24 protein-coding genes and 1 tRNA gene are annotated in these 20,514 nt (G+C 64.7%); 11 read left to right on the top strand and 14 right to left on the bottom strand.

Features of this window, described 5'->3' with window-relative positions; translation table 11 throughout:
* Positions 1–553: 553 nt before the first annotated feature.
* Both pssA and B6V76_RS15075 read right to left on the bottom strand, forming a co-directional pair.
* A complete protein-coding gene (pssA, locus tag B6V76_RS15080) occupies positions 554–1,300 on the bottom strand; it encodes a CDP-diacylglycerol--serine O-phosphatidyltransferase (RefSeq protein WP_075775469.1) in 747 nt (248 codons plus the stop codon).
* Between the two features lie 21 nt (positions 1,301–1,321).
* Positions 1,322–2,020: a phosphatidylserine decarboxylase gene (locus B6V76_RS15075; protein ID WP_075775470.1), complete on the bottom strand. Its 699-nt coding sequence runs from the start codon at positions 2,018–2,020 to the stop codon at positions 1,322–1,324.
* A gap of 178 nt (positions 2,021–2,198) precedes the next feature.
* Between B6V76_RS15075 and B6V76_RS15070 the strand changes: the two genes are divergently transcribed.
* Positions 2,199–2,456, top strand: a complete 258-nt coding sequence (locus B6V76_RS15070; RefSeq protein WP_075775471.1) for a (2Fe-2S)-binding protein — start codon at positions 2,199–2,201, stop codon at positions 2,454–2,456.
* Complete coding sequence (gene bfr, locus B6V76_RS15065) at positions 2,440–2,925, top strand: bacterioferritin (protein ID WP_088727823.1); 486 nt, start codon at positions 2,440–2,442, stop codon at positions 2,923–2,925. The genes B6V76_RS15070 and bfr overlap by 17 nt, the downstream gene beginning before the upstream one ends.
* A gap of 270 nt (positions 2,926–3,195) precedes the next feature.
* Here the strand turns inward: bfr and rpsI are convergent, their stop codons facing one another.
* The 3 genes from rpsI to B6V76_RS15050 form a co-directional block, all read right to left on the bottom strand.
* Positions 3,196–3,696: a 30S ribosomal protein S9 gene (gene rpsI / locus B6V76_RS15060; RefSeq protein WP_088727822.1), complete on the bottom strand. Its 501-nt coding sequence runs from the start codon at positions 3,694–3,696 to the stop codon at positions 3,196–3,198.
* Positions 3,697–3,698: 2 nt separating this feature from the next.
* Positions 3,699–4,160, bottom strand: coding sequence for a 50S ribosomal protein L13 (rplM, locus tag B6V76_RS15055; protein ID WP_075775474.1), 462 nt, complete (start codon positions 4,158–4,160; stop codon positions 3,699–3,701).
* 240 nt (positions 4,161–4,400) lie between these two features.
* A complete protein-coding gene (locus tag B6V76_RS15050) occupies positions 4,401–4,829 on the bottom strand; it encodes a PaaI family thioesterase (protein WP_075775475.1) in 429 nt (142 codons plus the stop codon).
* 63 nt (positions 4,830–4,892) lie between these two features.
* On the opposite strand from B6V76_RS15050, the gene B6V76_RS15045 reads away from it, so the two are divergent.
* A complete protein-coding gene (locus B6V76_RS15045) occupies positions 4,893–5,681 on the top strand; it encodes an enoyl-CoA hydratase (protein WP_088727821.1) in 789 nt (262 codons plus the stop codon).
* 6 nt (positions 5,682–5,687) lie between these two features.
* Here B6V76_RS15045 and proB read toward each other — a convergent pair whose 3' ends face one another.
* The 9 genes from proB to bamE all read right to left on the bottom strand — a co-directional run bounded on the left by proB (position 5,688) and on the right by bamE (position 14,363).
* Positions 5,688–6,806, bottom strand: coding sequence for a glutamate 5-kinase (proB, locus tag B6V76_RS15040; protein WP_075775477.1), 1,119 nt, complete (start codon positions 6,804–6,806; stop codon positions 5,688–5,690).
* Positions 6,794–7,822 (bottom strand): GTPase ObgE, encoded by a 1,029-nt coding sequence (obgE, locus tag B6V76_RS15035; protein WP_088720287.1) that lies wholly within the window; start codon positions 7,820–7,822, stop codon positions 6,794–6,796. Before obgE ends, proB begins: the two co-directional genes overlap by 13 nt.
* Before the next feature lie 224 nt (positions 7,823–8,046).
* Positions 8,047–8,583: a GNAT family N-acetyltransferase gene (locus B6V76_RS15030; RefSeq protein ID WP_075775479.1), complete on the bottom strand. Its 537-nt coding sequence runs from the start codon at positions 8,581–8,583 to the stop codon at positions 8,047–8,049.
* 209 nt (positions 8,584–8,792) lie between these two features.
* Complete coding sequence (gene rpmA / locus B6V76_RS15025) at positions 8,793–9,062, bottom strand: 50S ribosomal protein L27 (protein ID WP_075775480.1); 270 nt, start codon at positions 9,060–9,062, stop codon at positions 8,793–8,795.
* A 12-nt stretch (positions 9,063–9,074) separates the two neighbouring features.
* Positions 9,075–9,707 carry a 50S ribosomal protein L21 gene (locus B6V76_RS15020; RefSeq protein ID WP_075775481.1) on the bottom strand — a complete coding sequence of 211 codons (633 nt, stop codon included), beginning with the start codon at positions 9,705–9,707 and terminating at the stop codon, positions 9,075–9,077.
* A gap of 192 nt (positions 9,708–9,899) precedes the next feature.
* A complete protein-coding gene (locus B6V76_RS15015) occupies positions 9,900–11,018 on the bottom strand; it encodes a CaiB/BaiF CoA-transferase family protein (RefSeq protein WP_088727820.1) in 1,119 nt (372 codons plus the stop codon).
* Between the two features lie 154 nt (positions 11,019–11,172).
* Positions 11,173–13,002 (bottom strand): ATP-binding cassette domain-containing protein, encoded by a 1,830-nt coding sequence (locus B6V76_RS15010; protein WP_088727819.1) that lies wholly within the window; start codon positions 13,000–13,002, stop codon positions 11,173–11,175.
* A gap of 141 nt (positions 13,003–13,143) precedes the next feature.
* Positions 13,144–13,860, bottom strand: a complete 717-nt coding sequence (locus B6V76_RS15005; protein ID WP_088727818.1) for a GNAT family N-acyltransferase — start codon at positions 13,858–13,860, stop codon at positions 13,144–13,146.
* A gap of 50 nt (positions 13,861–13,910) precedes the next feature.
* Entirely contained in the window at positions 13,911–14,363 is a 453-nt protein-coding gene (bamE, locus tag B6V76_RS15000; RefSeq protein ID WP_075775485.1) for an outer membrane protein assembly factor BamE, read from the bottom strand.
* A gap of 170 nt (positions 14,364–14,533) precedes the next feature.
* On the opposite strand from bamE, the gene B6V76_RS14995 reads away from it, so the two are divergent.
* The 8 genes from B6V76_RS14995 to B6V76_RS14960 all read left to right on the top strand — a co-directional run bounded on the left by B6V76_RS14995 (position 14,534) and on the right by B6V76_RS14960 (position 20,477).
* Positions 14,534–15,124, top strand: coding sequence for a YceD family protein (locus B6V76_RS14995; protein WP_088727817.1), 591 nt, complete (start codon positions 14,534–14,536; stop codon positions 15,122–15,124).
* 216 nt (positions 15,125–15,340) lie between these two features.
* On the top strand, positions 15,341–15,547 hold the full coding sequence (gene rpmF, locus B6V76_RS14990; RefSeq protein WP_075775487.1) for a 50S ribosomal protein L32: 207 nt from the start codon (positions 15,341–15,343) through the stop codon (positions 15,545–15,547).
* 78 nt (positions 15,548–15,625) lie between these two features.
* Positions 15,626–16,747: a phosphate acyltransferase PlsX gene (gene plsX / locus B6V76_RS14985; protein WP_088727836.1), complete on the top strand. Its 1,122-nt coding sequence runs from the start codon at positions 15,626–15,628 to the stop codon at positions 16,745–16,747.
* Entirely contained in the window at positions 16,744–17,718 is a 975-nt protein-coding gene (locus tag B6V76_RS14980; RefSeq protein WP_088727816.1) for a beta-ketoacyl-ACP synthase III, read from the top strand. Before plsX ends, B6V76_RS14980 begins: the two co-directional genes overlap by 4 nt.
* Before the next feature lie 145 nt (positions 17,719–17,863).
* On the top strand, positions 17,864–18,163 hold the full coding sequence (ihfA, locus tag B6V76_RS14975; RefSeq protein ID WP_075775489.1) for an integration host factor subunit alpha: 300 nt from the start codon (positions 17,864–17,866) through the stop codon (positions 18,161–18,163).
* A gap of 27 nt (positions 18,164–18,190) precedes the next feature.
* Entirely contained in the window at positions 18,191–19,168 is a 978-nt protein-coding gene (locus B6V76_RS14970) for a MerR family transcriptional regulator (RefSeq protein ID WP_088727815.1), read from the top strand.
* An 87-nt stretch (positions 19,169–19,255) separates the two neighbouring features.
* Positions 19,256–19,333 (top strand) — tRNA-Pro (locus B6V76_RS14965).
* Positions 19,334–19,394: 61 nt separating this feature from the next.
* On the top strand, positions 19,395–20,477 hold the full coding sequence (locus B6V76_RS14960) for a 2'-deoxycytidine 5'-triphosphate deaminase (protein WP_075775490.1): 1,083 nt from the start codon (positions 19,395–19,397) through the stop codon (positions 20,475–20,477).
* Positions 20,478–20,514 lie beyond the last annotated feature (37 nt).

Below are 20,514 nucleotides of genomic sequence, written 5' to 3'. Positions count from 1 at the left end.
TATGCTCCGGTCCGCATCGATCATCGACCAAACCGCCCGCATATCTCTTCAGATATCTATCAATGTCAAAGAGCGCGAGGCCAAAAAGAACCGGAAGCGCTTATCTTAAGCGCAGCCCGCTCTCAAACCTCAGTAGTTTTCGTTGCCTTCCGTGTCAGCGTCGCTGGCCCTTCCGGCGCCCCGTTGCGTTCCGTTTGTTCCGCTTCGGTGAGGGGGGTTCTACGCATAGGCGCCGGGGTCCGCAACAGCTTTTTTCATCTGATCGTCACTTTTTTCTCGATACCCTTATTTTGTTGGTCAAAAAACCGGCAAAAAGCGAAGTCGAGGGGATCGTCCCCGACAGAGGCAGGTAGAATCGCCTTCGCCTGCCCTTGGGGCACCCGATTCCGTTTCGCGTAAATCACCCGAATTCACGCCGATCGCCCGGGTGAATCGCATCTCTGCCTGATGAATCGCTCCCCTGCCCTCGCGTCCCCCCCTGAATAGCGGTTCTGAATCGCAAACGCCGCCCCGGGGAGGGGCGGCGTTCGGTCGTCTCAATCAAGCTGCGGGGTCACGCGCGCAGGATCCGGCCCCGTGCCTTCCAGATCGCCGGGATCAGCATCACCGCGTAGATCGCGGCAAGGATCACCATCAGCAGCCAGATCCGCGTGAACACCATGCCGACCGCGATCACCGTCCCGATCAGGAGAACACCGACGGCGCGACGCGGAATGCGCATCGCTTTCGGCGAGAAGGTCTTGATCCGCGAAATCATCAACAGACCGACGAAGCCCAGCCAGAAGGCCACGACCACCGGCACCGCGCGCGCGTCGCCCAGTTCGGCGAAGCTGATGAACATCGGCAGGAGCGCGAGCCCTGCCCCGGCCGGGGCGGGAACCCCGGTGAAATGGCGCATCGAGTCGGGCTCGGCGCGCATCACGTTGAACCGCGCGAGACGCAGGCAGGCCGCGCCGGTGTAGACCAGCACGAAGACCCAGCCGAACGCATGAGTCTCTCCCAGCGCGAAGCGATACAGCAAAAGGCCGGGTGCCACCCCGAAACAGAGGAAGTCGGACAGGCTGTCGAGCTCTGCCCCGAAATCCGAGGACGCGTTGAGCCGCCTTGCGAGCAACCCGTCCATCCCGTCGATCAGCGCCGCGAGCAGGATCAGCACCACCGCGGATTCGAACCGGTCATCCATCGCGAAACGGATCGAGGTCAGCCCCAGCCCCATCCCGGCGATCGTGACGAGGTTCGGCACCAGCTGCAGAAACGGAAGCCGGTCCTTCTCGTGCGGATCGATTTCGTGGTCTTTCATCGCGCCCTCCCCGAGCCTCTCTTACCGAATGCCGCCGGAGCGCGCTTGTTCCGTGCTCTCGAGATCGGCGATCACGGTTTCGCCCGCGACCATGTTCTGGCCGATACAGACCAGCGGGTTCACTCCCTCGGGCAGGTAGATGTCGAGGCGCGAGCCGAACCGGATCAGACCGAAGCGCTCGCCGGTCAGCAAGGACTGGCCCTCTTTCGACCAGCACATGATGCGGCGCGCGACGAGCCCTGCGATCTGCACCACCCCGTATTGGCGGCCATCGGGCAGGGTCACGGCAAGGCCGTTGCGCTCATTGTCCGAACTGGCCTTGTCGAGCGAAGCGTTGAGGAATTTGCCAGGCCGGTAGGCGACCTTCGAGATACGCCCTGCACAGGGAAGCCGGTTCACATGGCAATTGAAGACCGACATGAAAACCGAGATCCGCATCATCGGCTTGTCGCCGAGCCCCAGCTCCGCCGGAGGCACCGCCGGTTCCAGCAACGAGACGATCCCGTCGGCGGGCGATACCATCAGCCCCTCGCGGGTAGGCGTCACCCGCGGCGGGTCGCGGAAGAAGTAATAGCACCAGACCGTCAGCCCGACCCCGATCCAGCCGAGCGGCTCCCAGATCAGGAACAGGATGAAGGCGATCCCCGCGAAGATGGCGACGAATTTGCGCCCTTCGGGATGCATCGGTTTCACGAAGGTGGAGAGCATGGAGACGGACATACGGGCCTCTTGAACTGTTTGCCCGTGCTTACCCCAGTTGCACGGCGATGGAAACGGGGGCGGGAGATGGCACCGCGCGACCCGATATCCGACTCTTTCCGTCGGATTGACTTTTCTGACAAAACTACTCACCTATAGGGGCAGATACCCACCTCCCCCGGAATCAGGGCGCGCAACCATGATCATTTGCCATTGCCAAACCATTACCGATCGCGACATCCATGCGGCGATCGACTGGATGCGAAAATCGGACCCGAGCACGATCATCACGCCGGGCAAGATTTATCACGCGCTCGGCAAACGCGCCGATTGCGGCGGATGCATGCCGCTCTTTCTTTCCACGATGCGCAAGAATACCAATTTGAAAGTGCCGGTCGAACTGACCGGGCTGAGACAGGCACCAATGGAAGGAAGACGACATGAAGGGCGACGCTAAGGTCATCGAATATCTAAACGCGGCTCTGCGCAGCGAATTGACGGCCGTTTCGCAATACTGGCTGCACTTCCGGATGCAGGAAGATTGGGGCCTTGCCGCGATGGCAAAGAAATCGCGTGAGGAGTCGATAGAAGAGATGCATCACGCCGACAAATTGATCGCGCGCATCCTGTTCCTCGAAGGCCATCCGAACCTCCAGAAGCTCGACCCGCTGCGTATCGGCGAGGGCCCGCGCGAGACGCTCGAATGCGACCTCGCGGGAGAGCATGACGCGCTGACCCTCTACCGCGAGGCCCGCGACCATTGCGAAAGCGTGCGCGATTACGTCTCGAAGGATCTGTTCGAAGAGTTGATCGCCGACGAGGAAGGTCACGTCGATTTCCTCGAGACCCAGCTCGACCTCTACGACCGCGTGGGCGCGCAGAATTACGCCCTGCTCAACGCCGCCAAGATGGACGAGGCGGAGTAAACCCTGCCCCTCGCAGGTCAGACAGGCTCAAAGGCGCTCCAAACGGGGCGCCTTCTTCTTTTTGCGGGCAAAAGATCGGGGGCGCCGCCCCGCTTCGGCTTCGCCGAATTCACCCCCGGGATATTTGACGCAGTTGGAAGTCAGAGCTCGCGCCACCCTTCCAACTGCCCGAAATATCCCGGGGGAGGCGCGGCACGCGCCGGGGGCGAAGCCCCAAACGAAAAGCGGCCCCCGTATGGGAGCCGCTTTCCAAATCGTATCTCGCGAAGTTTAGCGCTTCGAGAACTGGAAGCTACGACGGGCTTTCGCGCGGCCGTATTTCTTACGTTCCACAACGCGCGAGTCGCGGGTCAGGAAGCCAGCGGCTTTCAGAGCCGGACGCAGCGAGGGATCGTAGAGCTGCAGCGCTTTCGAGATGCCGTGCTTGACTGCACCGGCCTGGCCCGAGAGGCCGCCGCCTGCGACGGTCGCGTAGACGTCGAACTGGCCGTCCACGTTCGCCACGCCGAAGGGCTGGTTCACGATCAGCTGAAGCACGGGACGCGCGAAGTACTTGTCCATCGCCTTGCCGTTCACTTCGATCTTGCCGGTGCCCGGCTTGACCCAGACGCGGGCGACCGCGTCTTTACGCTTGCCGGTGGCATAGGAGCGGCCTTGCGCGTCGCGCACGGGCTCACGGGGCGTGGTGGTTTCGGTTTCGGTGGCGCCAGCGTTGTCCGAGCCGGTCACGACCGATTTCAGATCGTCGAGGGTCTTGATATCGTCGGCCATGATCAGCTCCGGGTGTTCTTCTTGTTCATCGACTTGACGTCGAGAACTTCAGGCTGTTGCGCTTCGTGCGGATGCTCGGCACCGGCGTAGACACGCAGGTTCGCCATTTGCGCACGACCCAGACGGTTGCGCGAGATCATGCGCTCGACCGCCTTGATGACCACGCGCTCGGGATGCGCGCCCTCGAGGATCTGGCGCGCGGTGCGCGACTTGATCCCGCCGGGGTGATTGGTGTGCCAGAAGTAGGTCTTGTCGTCGCGCTTCTTGCCGGTCATCTGCACCTTGTCGGCGTTGATGACGATGACGTTGTCGCCCATGTCCATGTGCGGCGTGAAGGTGGCCTTGTGCTTGCCACGCAGACGCATTGCGACGATCGACGCGAGACGGCCCAGCACGACGCCTTCAGCGTCGATGATGACCCATTTCTTCTCGATCTCCGCGGGTTTTGCGGTATAGGTTTTCATCTGTGATCTGCCCTTGTGGGGTATTTCGAATTCTGATGCGGGCTTTTGCGCGATTCCGGAAGCGTTTTCAAGTGGCGCGCTTCTTAATTTTACCAGCAAAAACAATGCGATAAAAATTAGGTATCAAAATACCCCATCACTGCGTGCGGTTTTCCGACCCGGAGGGGGCTCTGCCCCCGGCGCATCCGCGCCTCCCCCGGGATATTTGGCCCAAGGCGAAGGCGCATCGAGAGCCCCGCCCTACCCCATCGCCCTCGGCGGGATCGAATAGGTCATGCTCGCACGCGCGACAGGCCGGTCGTCGCCCTCGGAGTAGATCAGCGCATCCCCAACGGCGAGGACGCGGCCCAGTTTCAGCACCCGGATCTTCGCGATCAGGTCGGCTCCAGCCGCTGGCTTGCGCATGAAATCCATGCTCGCATTGGTGGTCACCGCCAAGGCCACGCGCCCGATCCGGGCGAGGATTGCGATGTAGATCCCGACATCGGCCAACGCGAACATATTCGGCCCCGAGACAGTGCCGCCGGGTCGTAAATGACGCTCTTCCACTTTCAGCCGCACCACCAACTCGTCCTCGTCGAGCGCGTCGATCGCGAAGTCGCCTTTCACCTGCGGAAACGCCTCGTCGAGAAATTCCGCGAGTTCGTCGCGATCCATTACCAGCGCCATGCGCCCTCCCCTTCCCTTGTCCCTCTCTCGCCCCTAGAGTTTCGACAAAGAGGAGGAGTTTCAATGACAGATCTGGTGATCCGCGAGGATAAAGGCGCGGTGGCGCATCTGACGATGAACAGCCCCGGCAGCCTGAACGCGCTGTCGGATGCGATGCTCGCGGCGCTCAAGGCCCGGTTTTCGGAGCTGGCCGAGGATACGAGCATCAAGGTCGTCGTGCTGCGCGGCGCGGGCAAGGCGTTCTGCGCGGGCCATGACCTCAAGGAAATGCAGCGCGGGCGCGAGGCCGAGGACAAGGGCCGCGCCTATTTCGCGGATCTCTTCTTCCGCTGCGCCGAGATGATGCAGATGATCCCGGCCCTGCCGCAGCCGGTGATCGCCGAGGCGCATGGCATCGCCACCGCCGCCGGATGTCAGCTCGTCGCCTCCTGCGATCTGGCGGTCGCCGCCGAGGGCACGCGCTTCGGGGTGAACGGGGTGAATATCGGTCTGTTCTGCTCGACCCCGATGGTGGCACTGTCGCGCAACGTGCCACGCAAGGTCGCCTTCGAGATGCTGACCACGGGCGAGTTCATCGATGCCACCCGCGCCCGTGAGGTCGGGCTGGTGAATCGCGTCGCCCCGCATGACGAACTCGGCGCCGAGACCGAAAAGCTGTCACAGACGATCGCGGGCAAGCTCGGCGCCGCGGTGAAGATCGGCAAGCGCGCCTTCTACGAACAGGCCAACATGGACCTCGCGAAAGCCTATGATCACACTGCGGCGGTGATGGTCGAGAATATGCTCTGGCGCGACACCGAGGAAGGCGTGCAGGCCTTCATCGAGAAGCGCAAGCCGGACTGGGCGGAGTAACCGGGCTCAGCCAACCACCATATCGTCGCGATGGATCAGCGCCGCGCGGCCGGGATAGCCCAGGATTTCCTCGATCTCGCCCGAGCGGTGCCCCGCGATCAGCCGCGCCTCGTCGCCGGTATAGCGCACGAGTCCCTTGCCGAGAACAGCGCGGTCCGGCCCCGCGATGGTAACTGGATCGCCGCGCCCGAAACGGCCGACGATCTTGGTGACGCCCGCCGGCAGCAGCGACTTGCCCGAGCGCAGCGCGTTCGCCGCGCCCTCGTCGACGAACAGCTCGCCACGCGGCTTCATCGCCGCGATCCAGCGTTTGCGCGCGGCCTGCGGGTCGCCCTCGGGGAGGAACCAGCTGCAGCGCCCGCCTTGCTCCAGTGCGCCGACCGGGTGATCGGCAAAGCCTTCCGCGATCGCCATCGCACAGCCGCCCGCCACCGCCACTTTCGCCGCCAGCAGCTTCGTTTTCATTCCGCCCTTCGAGAGGCCAGACACGGGATCGCCCGCCATCGCCTCGATCTCGGGGGTGATGTGTTCGATTACCGGCAGATGCTCGGCGCTCGGGTCGGTCTTCGGATTCGCCGTATAGAGCCCGTCGACATCGGACAGCAGCAGCAACTGGTCCGCCCCGATCGTCACTGCGATCTGGGCAGCCAGCCGGTCATTGTCGCCGAAACGAATCTCGTCGGTCGCGACCGTGTCGTTTTCGTTCACGATGGGCACGACGCCGAGGCCCAGCAGCGTCTCCAGCGTGGCACGCGAATTGAGATAGCGCCGCCGATCCGCGGTATCTTCCAGCGTGACCAGAACCTGCGCAGTGCTGACGTCGTGCGGGCCCAGAACTTCCTCATAGGCCCGCGCCAGGCGGATCTGCCCCACCGCCGCCGCGGCCTGGCTCTGCTCCAGCGGCAGCGTACCGCCCGCAAGACCGAGCACCCGCCGCCCCAAGGCGATGGACCCGGAGGACACGATCACGACGCCGGTGCCGCGTGCGCGCAAAGCCGCCACGTCGGCAGCCAGCGAGCGCAGCCAATCCGCGCGCAAGCCGCCCTGATCGACGAGAAGCGCCGATCCGATCTTGATCACCAGGCGCTTCGCCTGCGCCAGAGCGGGCGCGCTCACGGATGCCATGCTCCGCCCTCATCCTCCGGCTTCGGCTTGTCCTTGGCGATTTCCGCCCAGAGCGCGCGCAGCACATCCGGCACGCCTTTTTTCGACACGCCCGACATCAGCATGACAGGCCCACCCGACGCCTCTTCCAGCTCCGCCTTACGCTCAGCCAACGTCTCTTCGTCAATCGCGTCGATCTTGTTGAGTACGGTGACGCGCGGCTTCTGCGCGAGGATTTCCGAATAGGCCTCCAACTCGCCGATGATCGTGCGCCAATCCTCGACCGGGTCCTCCGCCGTGCCATCCACCAGATGCAGCAGCACCGAGCAGCGCTCGACATGGCCCAGGAACTGATCGCCCAGACCCCGCCCTTCAGAGGCGCCCTCGATGAGCCCCGGAATGTCGGCCACGACGAATTCGCGCCCGTCGATGCCGACGACGCCGAGATTCGGAACCAGCGTCGTGAACGGATAATCCGCAATCTTGGGACGCGCGTTCGAGGTCGCAGCCAAGAAGGTCGACTTGCCCGCATTGGGCAGGCCCAGAAGGCCCGCATCCGCGATCAGCTTGAGGCGCAGCCAGATCGTGCGCTCGACGCCTTCCTGACCGGGATTCGCCCGTTGCGGAGCGCGGTTGGTGGAGGATTTGAAATGCAGGTTGCCCCAGCCGCCATTGCCGCCCTTGGCGAGCAGCACGCGCTGCCCCACCTCGGTCATGTCGGCGATCAGCGTCTCCTGATCCTCGTCGAGAATCTCGGTGCCGACCGGCACTTTCAGCACGACGTCGTCGCCGTCCTTGCCCGTGCATTGGCTGCCCATGCCGTGCTGGCCGGATTTGGCGAAGAAATGCTGCTGGTAGCGGAAATCGATGAGCGTATTGAGCCCTTCGACCGCCTCGATCCAGACCGAGCCGCCCTTGCCGCCGTCGCCGCCATCGGGGCCGCCGAATTCGATATATTTCTCGCGCCGGAACGAGACGCAGCCCGCGCCGCCGCCGCCGGAGCGGATATAGACCTTGGCGAGATCGAGAAATTTCATGGCTTGGCCCCTTTCATCAAGGCGCCGCAATAGACGCCTGCGCGCGCAGGATCAAGCGCCGCGTGAGGCGCCGCCCCGCACACACCTGAGTTATTTCCAAAGAGAATACGGTGAATAGGTCGAGGAAGCCGGAATTTGCCCCGGCTGCCTCTTCTTCCTGATCCAAATATCCCGAGAGGGTCCGGGAGGGCAGCGCCCTCCCGTCCGCGGCTCCGGCCGCGCGCTTACATCTTGCGCAGATAGGTCCAGGTCGGAACGTGGCGCCCGCGCGCGAGCGACCAGCTTTCCGCATCGCCCAGATATTCGAAACCACTATTGGTCAGGACACGGGCAGAGCCCGGATTGTCCTGAAAGACCTCGGCGAAGAGGGTGCGGGATTTGTGGGGATTGGCCTCGATGATGGCGGCGACCGCCTCGGAGGCGAGACCCGTATTCCAGAAGCCCGGACCCACCCAATAGCCGATCTCGGACTGATCGTCGTCGAGACGGGTCAGCGAGACGACACCCAGAAGTTCGCCCATGCCATGGCGCGATCCATCGATCGCCCAGACGTCTTCGACGCGGTCGTCGGCCTGTGCGCGCGTGATGAAATTCTCGGCTGTGCCGGGCGGTAGTGGATGCGGGATCGCACGGGTGCCTTCGGCGACGCGTTTGTCGCCGGAATACATCTCGATCAGACCGGCATCCGAACGGCGCAGCGGGCGCAGCACGAAACGCTCCGTTTCGATCACGGGTTGGGTGGAAATCGTCTCCTGGTACATGGGCGCTCCTCCTCGAAACGCGGACGAACCGGCGGCTCCTCCTGCCGCATGGTCCTAGTAAATAAATAGGACAGCAAGATGACGATACATCCCCTGACCCGGTAAATTTCCTCGCTGCAAATGCAAACACCTTTGCGCCGCACTGCAACGAGAAGGGGGACCGGCCTTTCAGCCGATCCCCCGATTTTGTGACACTTTCGTCGGTCGGGTTACTCGGCGGCCTCCGCAGCCGGGAGGACCGATACGAAGGTGCGGCCCTTGAGGCCTTTATGGAAGGTGACGCGGCCTTCAGCCGTTGCAAAGATGGTGTGATCCTTGCCGAGGCCGACGCCCTCACCCGGCCACCACTTGGTGCCGCGCTGACGCACGATGATGTTGCCCGGGATCGCTGCCTGACCGCCGAACAGTTTCACGCCAAGACGACGACCCGCAGAGTCGCGGCCGTTACGGGATGAACCGCCTGCTTTCTTGTGTGCCATGGGTGTCTCTCCTTATTTCGCGAGCTCTTTGGCCTGCTCGACCCAGTCGGGCTTGACCTTGGTAGCTTCAAAGGTTTCGGGATCGACCGAAGCGAGCTGGGCGTAGGTGGTGATACCAGCTTCGTTCAGCTTCTTCTCGGCCGCCGGGCCGAGACCGGTGATGACCTTCAGATCGTCCGCTTCCGCGACGGCGGCGTCAGCCTTCGGCGCGGCTTTCGGAGCAGCAGCGGCCTTGGCGGGCTTGGCCGGAGCGGCTTCGCCTTTGCCACCATGCGCTGCACGACGCGCGATCGCGGTGCCCACGGCTTCCTTCACGCCCGACTTGTCGCCGCCGGTGGCGAGGACGTCGGTGACGCGCAGCAGGGTCAGCTGCTGACGGTGACCACGGGTACGCTGCGACGAGTGCTTACGACGACGCTTGTGGTAGGTGATGACCTTGTCGGCCTTGATGTTGTCGATGACTTCCGCCTGCACGGCCGCACCTTCGACGAAGGGGGTGCCGAACTGGGGCTTGTCGCCGCCGACCATCAGAATCTCGTTGAACTGGACTTTGTCGCCAGCTTCGGCTGCGAGCAGTTCCACGCGGAGCAGATCGCCCGCCTGAACCTTGTATTGCTTGCCGCCGGTCTTGAGGACCGCAAACATGGGTCTTTCCTTTTCTTCATCCGCGCCCTGTGGCCCCTGATCGGAGTTCGTTGGACCTGTTGGCCCGCCGTCGGACTGCGCGCTCCTCACGGGAGCGAAGTTGCAAAAACGAGGCCCGGCGGAAAGAGGACTCTCCGCCGGGTCGGGCCGATATCGGGGATCAGCCCCCGTCTGTCAAGGAAAATCGAGGTTTTATACGCAATCGCTCCAGCGGGCGAGCGCCTCGGCCGCAGAGATCCGCCGTCCCTGCGCGCATGCCTGCCCCGGCGTGGCCGAGAGCCGCGGCGCGGGGGCTGGCTGGGCGAGGCCGTCGAGATCGACATAGGCGCCGCGTTCGGCGTTCTGCGGATGCGCAATGGCCTCGGCGATCGACAGTACCGGCGTTGCGCAGGCATCGCTGCCTGCGAAGACCTCAGTCCAGTCATCGCGGCTGCGAGTCGCGAAGCGGTCCGCGAAGGCATCCCGCAAGGCCGGCCAATTCGCACGGGCCTCGCGCGCAGGCAAGGCCTCGGGCGCGAATCCCAGACCCGCGATCAGCACCGTGTAGAATTGCGGCTCGAGCGCGCCGACCGCCATATGGCCGCCGCAGGCACATTCATAGACCGTGTAGAACGGCGCTGCCCCATCGAGCAGATTCGCCTGCCGCCGATCCGTCCACGCCCCCTGCCCGGCCATCCCGGTGATCATCGCCATCAGATGTGCCACCCCGTCAGTGATCGCACAATCGACGACCTGACCCTGCCCGGTCTCCCGTGCGCGCCACAGTGCCGCCAGCATCCCGAAGGCCAGATAAATTCCGCCGCCGCCGAAATCGCCCAGAAGGTTGAGCGGGATCGCGGGCGCCTCTCCGCCCATCGCATGCAGTGCGCCGGTCAGAGACAGGTAATTGATGTCATGCCCGGCGGTCTGCGACAGCGGCCCCTCCTGCCCCCAGCCGGTCATCCGGCCATAGACCAACGCCGGATGATCGGGGAAATCGTCCGGCCCCAGCCCCAGCCGCTCCATCACGCCCGGGCGCATGCCTTCGATCACCCCATCGGCGCAAGCGATCAGCGTGCGCACCGCCTCACGCCCGGCGTCGGATTTCAGATCCACCTCCACCACGTCGCGGCCCCGATCGAGCACATCGACCTCCAGCCCCAGAACGTGATTCTTCGCCCCGCCCGAGCCGGGCCGCGCGATGCGGATCACCTCGGCCCCGAAATCGGCCAGACACATTGCCGCGAACGGCGTCGGCCCCAACCCGGAAATCTCGACAATGCGCAGCCCGCTGAGCGGCCCCGCGCCCTTGGCCCCGGTTCGCTTGATCATACGCCCCTCCTGATCGCCCCGTCAGAGGGGCTCTGCCCCGCTGGCTCCGCCAGCCCCCGGGATATTTTCACCAATCCGAAAGAGAATGCCCTCCCCTTTGGCTTGGATCAAATATCTCCGCCGGAGGCATCCGACTTCACGGCGAGCGCCAAGGTCAGGCCTCTTGCGCCTTCTCTTCGAGTTCGAGCCATTCGACCTCGGCCGCGTCGAGCGCGGTCTGGCGGTCGCTCAGCATCTCGGTGGCCTTCGCGAATTTCACCGGCTCGCGGGTAAAGAGATCGGGATCGGCGAGTAACTCGTTGATCTTCGAGATCTCATGTTCGAGCTTCTCGATCACGCCGGGCAGCTCTTCCAACCGGTGTTTCTCGGTAAAGCTGAGGCCGGTTTTCTTCGGCGCAGCTTTCTGGGCTGCGGCGGGTTTCGACTCGGCTTTGGGTGCGTCCTTCTTCGGCGCAGGCTTGGCCTCCGGCGCGGCCTCAGCCTTCTGCGCCTGATAATCCGACCAGCCGCCCGCATAGACGGTGGCACGCCCGTTGCCTTCCATCGCGATGGTCGTGCTGGCGACTCGGTCGATGAAATCACGGTCGTGGCTGACCAGCAGCACCGTGCCGTCATATTCGCCCAGCAAATCCTGCAGCAAGTCGAGCGTTTCCACGTCGAGATCGTTGGTCGGTTCGTCAAGAATCAACAGGTTCGACGGTTTCGCCATTATCCGCGCCAGCAGAAGCCGAGCGCGTTCGCCACCCGAGAGCGCCCGGATCGGGCCGCGCGCCTGTTGCTCGTCGAAGAGGAAGTCCTTCAGATAGCCCACGACATGTTTCGGGGCGCCGCGCACCATCACCTGATCGGAGCGCCCCTTCACCGCCATGTCCGGGTCGTTCACCAGCCCGTCCCATAGAGTCTGCTCGGGATTGAGCGTCGCGCGCGCCTGATCGAAGACGGCGATCTCGAGATTCGTGCCCAGCTTGACCGCGCCCTCATCGGGCTCCACCTCGCCGGTCAGCATCTTCAGAAGCGTCGTCTTGCCGACGCCATTGGGGCCGACGAAGGCCACGCGATCCCCGCGCAGCACGCGCAGATCGAAATCCTTCACGATCTGCTTGTCGCCGAAACGTTTGGACAGGCCCGTGGCCTCGATCACCCGCTTGCCCGATTGCTGGCCCGAGTCGAGTTCCATCGCCGCGACGCCCTGCCGTTTGATCTGGCTGGCGCGCTCGGCGCGCAGCGCCTGCAGCGCACGCACCCGGCCCTGATTACGCTTGCGCCGCGCCGAAATACCTTCGACCGCCCAACGCGCCTCGGCCTTGATCTTGCGATTGAGCTTGTGGCGGGCCTCGTCTTCCTCGGCCCAGGTTTTCTCGCGCCAATCCTCGAACGTCTCGAAACCCTGCTCGTTGCGTCGCACCTCGCCCCGGTCGATCCAGAGCGTGGCCCGCGTCAGCGCGCGCAAGAAAGCGCGGTCGTGCGAGATCAGCACGAACGCCTTGCGGGTCTCCTTCAGCTGGTTTTCCAGCCAGGCGATCGCCTCGATATCGAGATGGTTCGTCGGCTCGTCGAGCAGCATCAGCTCCGGCCCCTCGGCCAGAAGCTTCGCCAGCGCCGCCCGCCGCCGCTCGCCGCCCGAGGCGGTCTCGACCGGAGTCTCGGGTTTGAACTTCAGCCCTTCGGCGACCATCTCGACGCGATAAGCCTCGGCCGGATCCAGCTCGGAGGCGGCGAAATCGCCCAAGGTCGCGAAGCCCGAGAGATCCGGCTCCTGCTCCATGTAACCCACCGAGATGCCCGGCGGCACGACCCGCGTGCCCGAATCCGGCTCCACCAGCCCGGCCATCACCTTCATCAGCGTGGATTTGCCCGAGCCGTTGCGTCCCACCAATGCGACGCGATCGCCTTGCTGGACGGTGAGCGAGAGCCCTTCGAAAACGGGATTGCCGCCGAAGGTGAGCGAAATGTCGGAAAGCTGTAAAAGCGGTGCGCGTGCCATGCTCGCGAGCTAAGCGGGCCTTGGCGAAAGGTCAATGGGCCATGCGCAACGCCGCCCCTATGAGCGAAGGCGTCCTGTTCCCCTTGGGACAAATATCCCCGCCGGAGGCTCCTGCCTTCTCAGCCCTCCGAAACGTCCGTGTTACCCGGCCAGCGCCCGCAAGCTGCGCCGCCGCGCCTCGGGGATCGCGGCGATCTCCAGTGCGGTGAATACATGACAGGTGTCGAGGTCGCGATCGATCACGGCGTGATCCGATACCCATCCGCCCATCCCGAGATAGGATCGCAGCAGCGGCGGCAAGGCACTGACGTCACCAACCTCCCCCGCCAGGGCAGCAGGGTAGTCCACACGCTCGGACGCTTTGGGGCGCGGACGCAACGCCTCTGGGCCAAGCGCGCGAGCCGCGAGATGCGCGAGCCCTGAGCGATGCGTCCGCCAGTCGCTTCCAGTGAAGGAGGAGCAGCCAATCAGAAGCTCTGCCCCGGTCTCCTCGGCAATCCGTGTAATCGCAGCCCAGCCCAGACGCAGCACATCGGGATCGCGCAGGCCCGGACGCGTGCAGAACCGTCCCAGTTCGAGAATCGACCCGGACCATGCGGCGAGCGGCGCGAGATCGTAGAACTGCGCGCAATAGCCCTCAGGCAGCACCGCCCCACACCCCAACAGCAAAAGCCGCGCGGCGGCGGCGGGGCCGTGATCGTCGCAAATCAGGATGTGGCGGCAAAGCGGGTCGAAGCGATCGGCATCCGAGGCGCCATTCCGGAACGCCGCCGCGCGCAGTGCAAGCGCGGCCTCTCGATCCGCAGGGGTCTCTGCCTCGCGGACCTGATAGGCGCCTTTTGCGAAACTCAGGGACATGCGACCTCGCAGATCATGACGGCACCCGCCTCGGGGCCGCCCTGCTGCGATCAGTTGTTTCCGAGAACCTGACCCGCATTGACGCGACCGATCGAACCCATCAGCTGACGCAAGAAGCCGATGCCCTTGACCTTGCTCTCGGTCACGCGGCGCGACAGCGTCACGACCTGACCCTTCTCGAGGCCGAAGCGTTCGACATTCGAGACGACGCCATTGTCATTGAAGGACACGGCGACGACTTCGCGGCTGATTTCCTGCGGAGCGTGCCAGGTCACGGTTTTCCAGCGCGAACCGACGTAATACCAGCCCGAGCCTTCCAGCAGCCCGGTGGAGCTCGGCCGCCCGATCGCGGCGGCGACATCGTCGCGTGTGCTCTTGCCGACCTCGATCTGGGCGAGGTCTTCGTCAATCGGCACATACCCGTGGTTGCGGTAGATCGGAGAGCAGGCCCCCGCGATAAGCACCACGCCGAACGCGATTAACAGCATGGCCTTGCGCATCATTGAACCGATCCCCACCTGCAACCCCCTATTGCCTCTGACACTTCGGGCTTTTAGTGACGCTTACATCATGACTGCGCCGCCCTCAAGCGCTAGAGCGCGCCGACAGGGCACTCGGGCGCATGCAAAGGGTCGCCAGACAGCACCGCGCGACCCAAAACAAGGAGCCGGACATGACACAGACCCCCGTCGATCCCGACCTGCCCGCCGCCCCCGAAACGATCTGGAGCGAGCCGATGCGGCTGGCCGATCTGCCCAGCCGAAAGCCGACGCGCTTCGACATCGAGGCCAAGGGAGAGCGGCTGCAAGCGATTGCAGACTGGGCGGATATTCGCGGCGTCGAGGCGCTGCGGCTTAAAGGCGAGCTCGCGCCGAAGGGCCGCTCGGACTGGGAGCTGCGCGCGACCCTCGAGGCCCGCGTGGTTCAGGATTGTGTGATCACCCTCGCCCCGGTCACGACCGATATCCGCGAAGAAGTGGTACGGCGTTATCTCGCCGATATGGAGATGCCGACCTCCGAAGAAGTCGAGATGCCCGAGGATGACACCGCCGAGCCGCTGCCCGCGACGGTGAATCTCGGCGTCGTCGCGCTCGAGGCGCTGGAGCTGGCCCTGCCGCTCTATCCGCGCGCGGAAGGCGCGGAGCTGGAAGGCGCGCAGGTTACCGAGCCTGGCGCGGAGCCGCTCAGCGACGAGCAGATGAAGCCTTTTGCCAATCTGCGCGACTTGCTTGCCAAGGGCGAAAGCGGTAAGGGCGACGCCTAGTGGAAGACGCGGTTTCGCACCGCCCGAAACCGCTTGAAAAAAGGCCGGAAAAAAGGCTTGCACGGAAAAAGAATCCGAGTATGTTCCCGGCCTCATTCGACGTTTGGCTTCGCACCCCGAGAGACGCTTTCGGCCAAGTGACGAAACCAGAAGGAAAATCAGGGCTGTAACGCCGCAAACACGGGCTACTGGCCCCCGAAACCCCGAGGTTGAGACATGGCTGTCCCTCAGAATAAAGTCACGCGTTCGCGCCGTAACATGCGCCGCGCCCACGACTCGCTTACCGCTGCAAACCCGGCGGAATGCCCCAGCTGCGGCGAACTCAAGCGCCCGCACCACGTCTGCCCGTCCTGCGGTCACTACGCCGACCGTGAGGTCGTCGCTCTGACCGAAGAGGTCGACCTGGACGACGACGCGGCGTAAGCCCGTCGACCCGCGCCGCACGTCATGCAAGACTCGCAAGACCAGCCGCAGACGGGATCGCAGATGAAGGCCGCAGAGATGCAGGCCGCCCAGAAGGGCAAAGCGCCGGCGAATGCCGGCGCTGTCGTTCTGTCCATCGACGCTATGGGCGGCGATCTTGGCCCCGAGGCCACGATCGCCGGTGTCGCGAAGGCGCACCACGCCCAACCCGATCTGCATTTCATCATCCACGGCCCGCGCGCGCAGCTCGAACCGCTGATCGCCAAGCATGATCTTGGCGAATGCATCGACCTGCGCCATGCCGAACGGACCGTCACGATGGAGGACAAGCCCGCGCAGGTTCTGCGCAGCGGGCAGGATACCTCCATGTGGTCGGCCATCGAATCGGTGCGCGACAAGGAGGCCGATGTCGCGGTCTCCTGCGGGAATACCGGGGCGCTGATGCTGATCTCGATGATGCGGCTGCGTAAGGTGCCGGGCGTGAACCGTCCTGCCATCGCCTCCTTCTGGCCGTCGCGTGGGCCTGCTGGCTGGAATGTCATGCTCGATATGGGCGCCGACGTGAAAGCCGATGCGGAGGATCTGCTGACCTACGCCCTGATGGGCACGTCCTATGCGCGCAACGCGCTGGGGCTGGAGCGTCCGCGCGTAGGTCTGTTGAATATCGGCACCGAAGAGCACAAGGGCCGCCCCGAGCTGCGAGAAGCCCATGAGCTGATCAGCAACGCCCAGGAGGCGGGGCAGTTCGACTTCGCGGGTTTCGTCGAGGGCAACGAGCTTGCCGGCGCCCGTGCTGACGTCATCGTGACCGACGGCTTCACCGGCAATGTCGCGCTGAAAACCGGCGAGGGCACGGCAAAATTCGTGGCCGAACTGCTGCGCGAGGCGCTGACCTCTTCCGTCATGTCGAAGCTGGGCGCATTCCTGGCGATGGGCGCGCTCAAGCGCCTGCGGCACAAGACCGATCCGCGCCGCGCCAATGGCGGCGTCTTCCTCGGCCTCAACGGCACGGTCGTGAAATCGCACGGCTCGGCGGATGCCACCAGCTTCGCCGCCGCGATCGAACTGGCCGCCCGACTGGCACGCTCGGGCTTCGGCGCGAAGCTTGCCGCACGGGTTGCCACTGCCCTTCCCTCGGGGCAGGATGAGGCCAAATCCGGCGCGCCATCTGCCGCCGAGAAAAGCGAGAGCAGCCAATGACGATCAGATCCGTGGTGCGCGGCGTGGGCCATTACCTGCCCGAGCGCGTTGTCGAGAACGCCGAGTTCGAGAAAACGCTCGATACCACGGATGAATGGATTCGCGGCCGCACCGGGATCGAACGCCGCCACATCGCCGCCGAGGGGGAATACACTTCGGATCTCGCGATCAAGGCCGCGAAAGCCGCGCTCGAAGACGCGAATATGAGCGTCGACCAGATCGACGCGATCGTCGTCGCGACCTCGACGCCCGACAGCACTTTCCCTTCCGTCGCCACGATGGTTCAGGCGGGGCTGGGCTCGACCACGGGCTTTGCCTATGACGTGCAGGCGGTCTGCGCGGGCTTCATCTTCGCGCTGACCAATGCGAATGGGCTGATCCTCTCGGGTCAGGCCGAGCGCGTGCTGGTGATCGGCGCCGAGACCTTCTCGCGGATCATGGACTGGACCGACCGGGGCACCTGCGTGCTGTTCGGGGATGGCGCGGGCGCGCTGATCCTCGAAGCCACCGAGGGCACGGGCACGTCGACCGATCGCGGGATCCTGTCGTCGGACCTGCATTCCGACGGGCGCTACAAGGACCTGCTCTATGTCGACGGCGGGGTATCGACCACCGGCACGGCGGGTCATCTGCGCATGCAGGGCAACGCGGTCTTCAAACACGCGGTCACCAAGCTGGCCGAGACTGCGCACAAAGCCCTCGATAAGGCCGGGCTCACCGGCGAGAACGTCGACTGGATCGTGCCGCATCAGGCGAACCTGCGCATCATCGCAGCCACGGCCGAACGGATGCAGCTGCCGATGGACCGCGTGATCGTCACGGTTCAGGACCACGGCAACACCTCCGCGGCCTCGATCCCGCTGGCCCTCTCGGTCGGCAAGCAACGCGGCCAGATCAAGGAAGGCCAGGTTCTGGTCACCGAGGCGATCGGCGGCGGTCTGGCATGGGGCTCGGTGGTTCTGCGCTGGTAAGCGCGGCCTCTCTGCATTCGTTTTAAGCGTCGCCCGCGCAAACGCGCGTGAGCCCGCGCATCAAGCCCGTCCGCCAAGTGCTTGATATTGACTCGGGAATTACGGTCGGTCACTGTTAGCGAAATTCTTTATCCGGGGGGATAGGATGTCGAAGACCCTGACGCGCATGGATCTCAGCGAAGCGGTGTTCCGCGAGGTTGGATTGTCGCGCAATGAATCGGCGCAGCTCGTCGAAAGCGTGCTGCAGCATATGTCCGACGCCCTCGTGGAGGGAGAAACGGTCAAGATAAGCTCTTTCGGTACCTTCTCGGTGCGCGAGAAAGCCAAGCGCATGGGCCGCAATCCCAAGACCGGCGAAGAGGTTCCGATCTCGCCGCGTCGCGTGCTGTCCTTCCGTCCCTCGCATCTGATGAAGGACCGCGTGGCGGCGGGCAATTCGAAGTAACCCGACAACAAGTGACAGGTCCTACCGATGGGTAAATCCGCCGACGCGTTTCGGACGATCTCTGAGGTTTCAGACCTTCTCGACACGCCGACCCATGTTCTGCGGTTCTGGGAGAGCAAGTTCACCCAAGTGAAGCCGGTGAAGCGTGCGGGCGGGCGGCGGTATTACCGGCCCGCTGACGTCGCACTTCTGGGCGGCATCAAGCGTCTGCTGCATGACGAGGGTATGACCATCCGCGGCGTGCAGAAATTGCTGCGCGAGGAAGGTATCCGCGAGGTGGCCGCGCGGGCGGAAGTCAGCCTCGAGGATGAGCGCGAGACCGGTGAGGCCACGCAGAGCACTCCGGAGTCAATCGCCCCCGTTTCCGCGCCCCAGCCCAGCCCGGCGCCCGAAGAGGACACCCAGACGCAAGAACCCGCGCCGCAGGAACCTGCGCCCGAGACGGTCGACGCGGCCGCGACAGACGCTTCTCCGCAGGAGGACGCCCCGCGAGAGGCGGCGGCCCACGAGGACGTCGTGCAGGCGGCGGCTGAAGACGCCGCCGAGAGCCGCGCGCCAAGCGAAGCGCTGCCCGAGCGTCCCGAGGAACTGCTCGACCTCAACGCCTCCGTGGAGGCGCCGATCGAGGCGCGTGAGAGCGGCTCGGTCACCCCCTTCCCCGGCGCCTCGCAGCCGTCGTTCTTCGACGAGTCGGAAACCGCTTCCCGCGAATATCCCGAACTGGACGAGTCGGAGGATGACGCAGAGGCCCCGATGGCGCTCGATGTCGAACCCGAGCCGGAACCGTTGGCTCCTGTCGTGGCGATGACGATCGATCGCGGGGGGCAGGCCCGCGCCGCGAAAAGCGCCCCGCGGGCCGATCTGGCCAAGCTGTTGCACGGGCTGCGCACCCTCGATCCGGCGCGGCTCAGCCCTGCCGATCGAGGCGATCTGCGCATGTTGCGTCTGCGTGCGCAGGCCCTTCAGCTGAGGCTCGCGCAGCATGGCTCCGCGCGGGCGGAATGAGTGATCGCAACCCCGGACGAATTGGCGTGAAATTTCTCTCACTAACTGCTTGCACCCGCCGCCCGGTTCGCACTATATCCCCCTCGTCGGGCTGTGGCGCAGCCTGGTTAGCGCGTCCGTCTGGGGGACGGAAGGTCGTGAGTTCGAATCTCGCCAGCCCGACCAATTCGACAAACGCCCACCTCTTCATCGGGGTGGGCGTTCGTGTATCCGGAGGAGGGATCGGATGACCATCGGCGTGCTGCCCGACACGATGCTGCAAGAGATGATCACGCGCGGAGAGATCGCTGCGGATCCGGCCATCATTCCCGAACAGATCCAACCTGCGAGCCTCGACCTGCGGCTTGGCACCGTGGCCTACCGGCTGCGCGCCTCGTTCCTTGCGGGCAAAGGCCAGAAGGTCTCGCATCGCCTGCATGACTTCGAGATGCACCGCATGGCGCTGACCGATGACGGCGTGGTGCTGGAAAAGGGCTGCGTCTATCTCGTGCCGCTGATGGAGAGCCTCGCGCTGCCTGAGGGCGTCACGGCGGTCGCCAATGCCAAAAGCTCCACCGGACGGCTCGATCTGCTGACGCGGCTAATCACCGATGACGGCACCGAGTTCGACCGAATCCCCCAAGGCTATAGCGGCCCGCTTTATGCCGAGATCTGCCCGCGCAGCTTCTCGGTTCTGGTACGGCCCGGCATGCGCCTCAACCAGATCCGATTCCGTGCAGGTCAGGCGGTGCTCAGCGATGCCGAGTTGAAGATCCTGCACCAGCAGGAGCCGCTCGTGGATGGCCCCGCCGTGATCGACGAGGGTCTGGGCTTCTCGGTCGATCTGAAGCCCTCTGAGGGCGATCTGGTGGGCTACCGCGCCAAGCCCCACACCGGGGTGATCGACATCGACAAGATCGGCCATTACCCGGCCCGCGACTTCTGGGAAGAGGTGCGCGCCTCCGATGGCCGCATCATCCTCGACCCCGGCGCGTTCTACATCCTCGTCAGCCGCGAGGCGGTGACGATCCCGCCCGACCACGCCGCCGAAATGGCGCCCTATCTGGCGATGGTCGGCGAGTTCCGCGTCCATTACGCGGGCTTCTTCGATCCCGGCTTCGGGCATGGGGCTGCGGGCGGCACCGGGTCGCGCGGGGTGCTGGAGGTGCGCTGCCACGAGGCCCCATTCGCGCTCGAGCACGGGCAAGTCGTGGGCCGTCTCGTCTATGAGCGCATGGCCGAGGAGCCGCGCCAGCTCTACGGCAAGGACATCGCCTCGAACTACCAGGGTCAGGGCCTGAAGCTCGCCAAGCATTTCCGGATGGGGTGAGCCGGGAAAAGCGGCCTTCCAGTGGAAGGACGCCCGG

The sequence above is a fragment of the Thioclava sp. IC9 genome (genome assembly GCF_002213225.1).
In the GTDB taxonomy this organism is placed as follows: domain Bacteria; phylum Pseudomonadota; class Alphaproteobacteria; order Rhodobacterales; family Rhodobacteraceae; genus Thioclava; species Thioclava nitratireducens.
The sequence above is the reverse complement of the archived record's forward strand: the minus strand, read 5'-3'. Positions and strand labels throughout refer to the sequence as shown.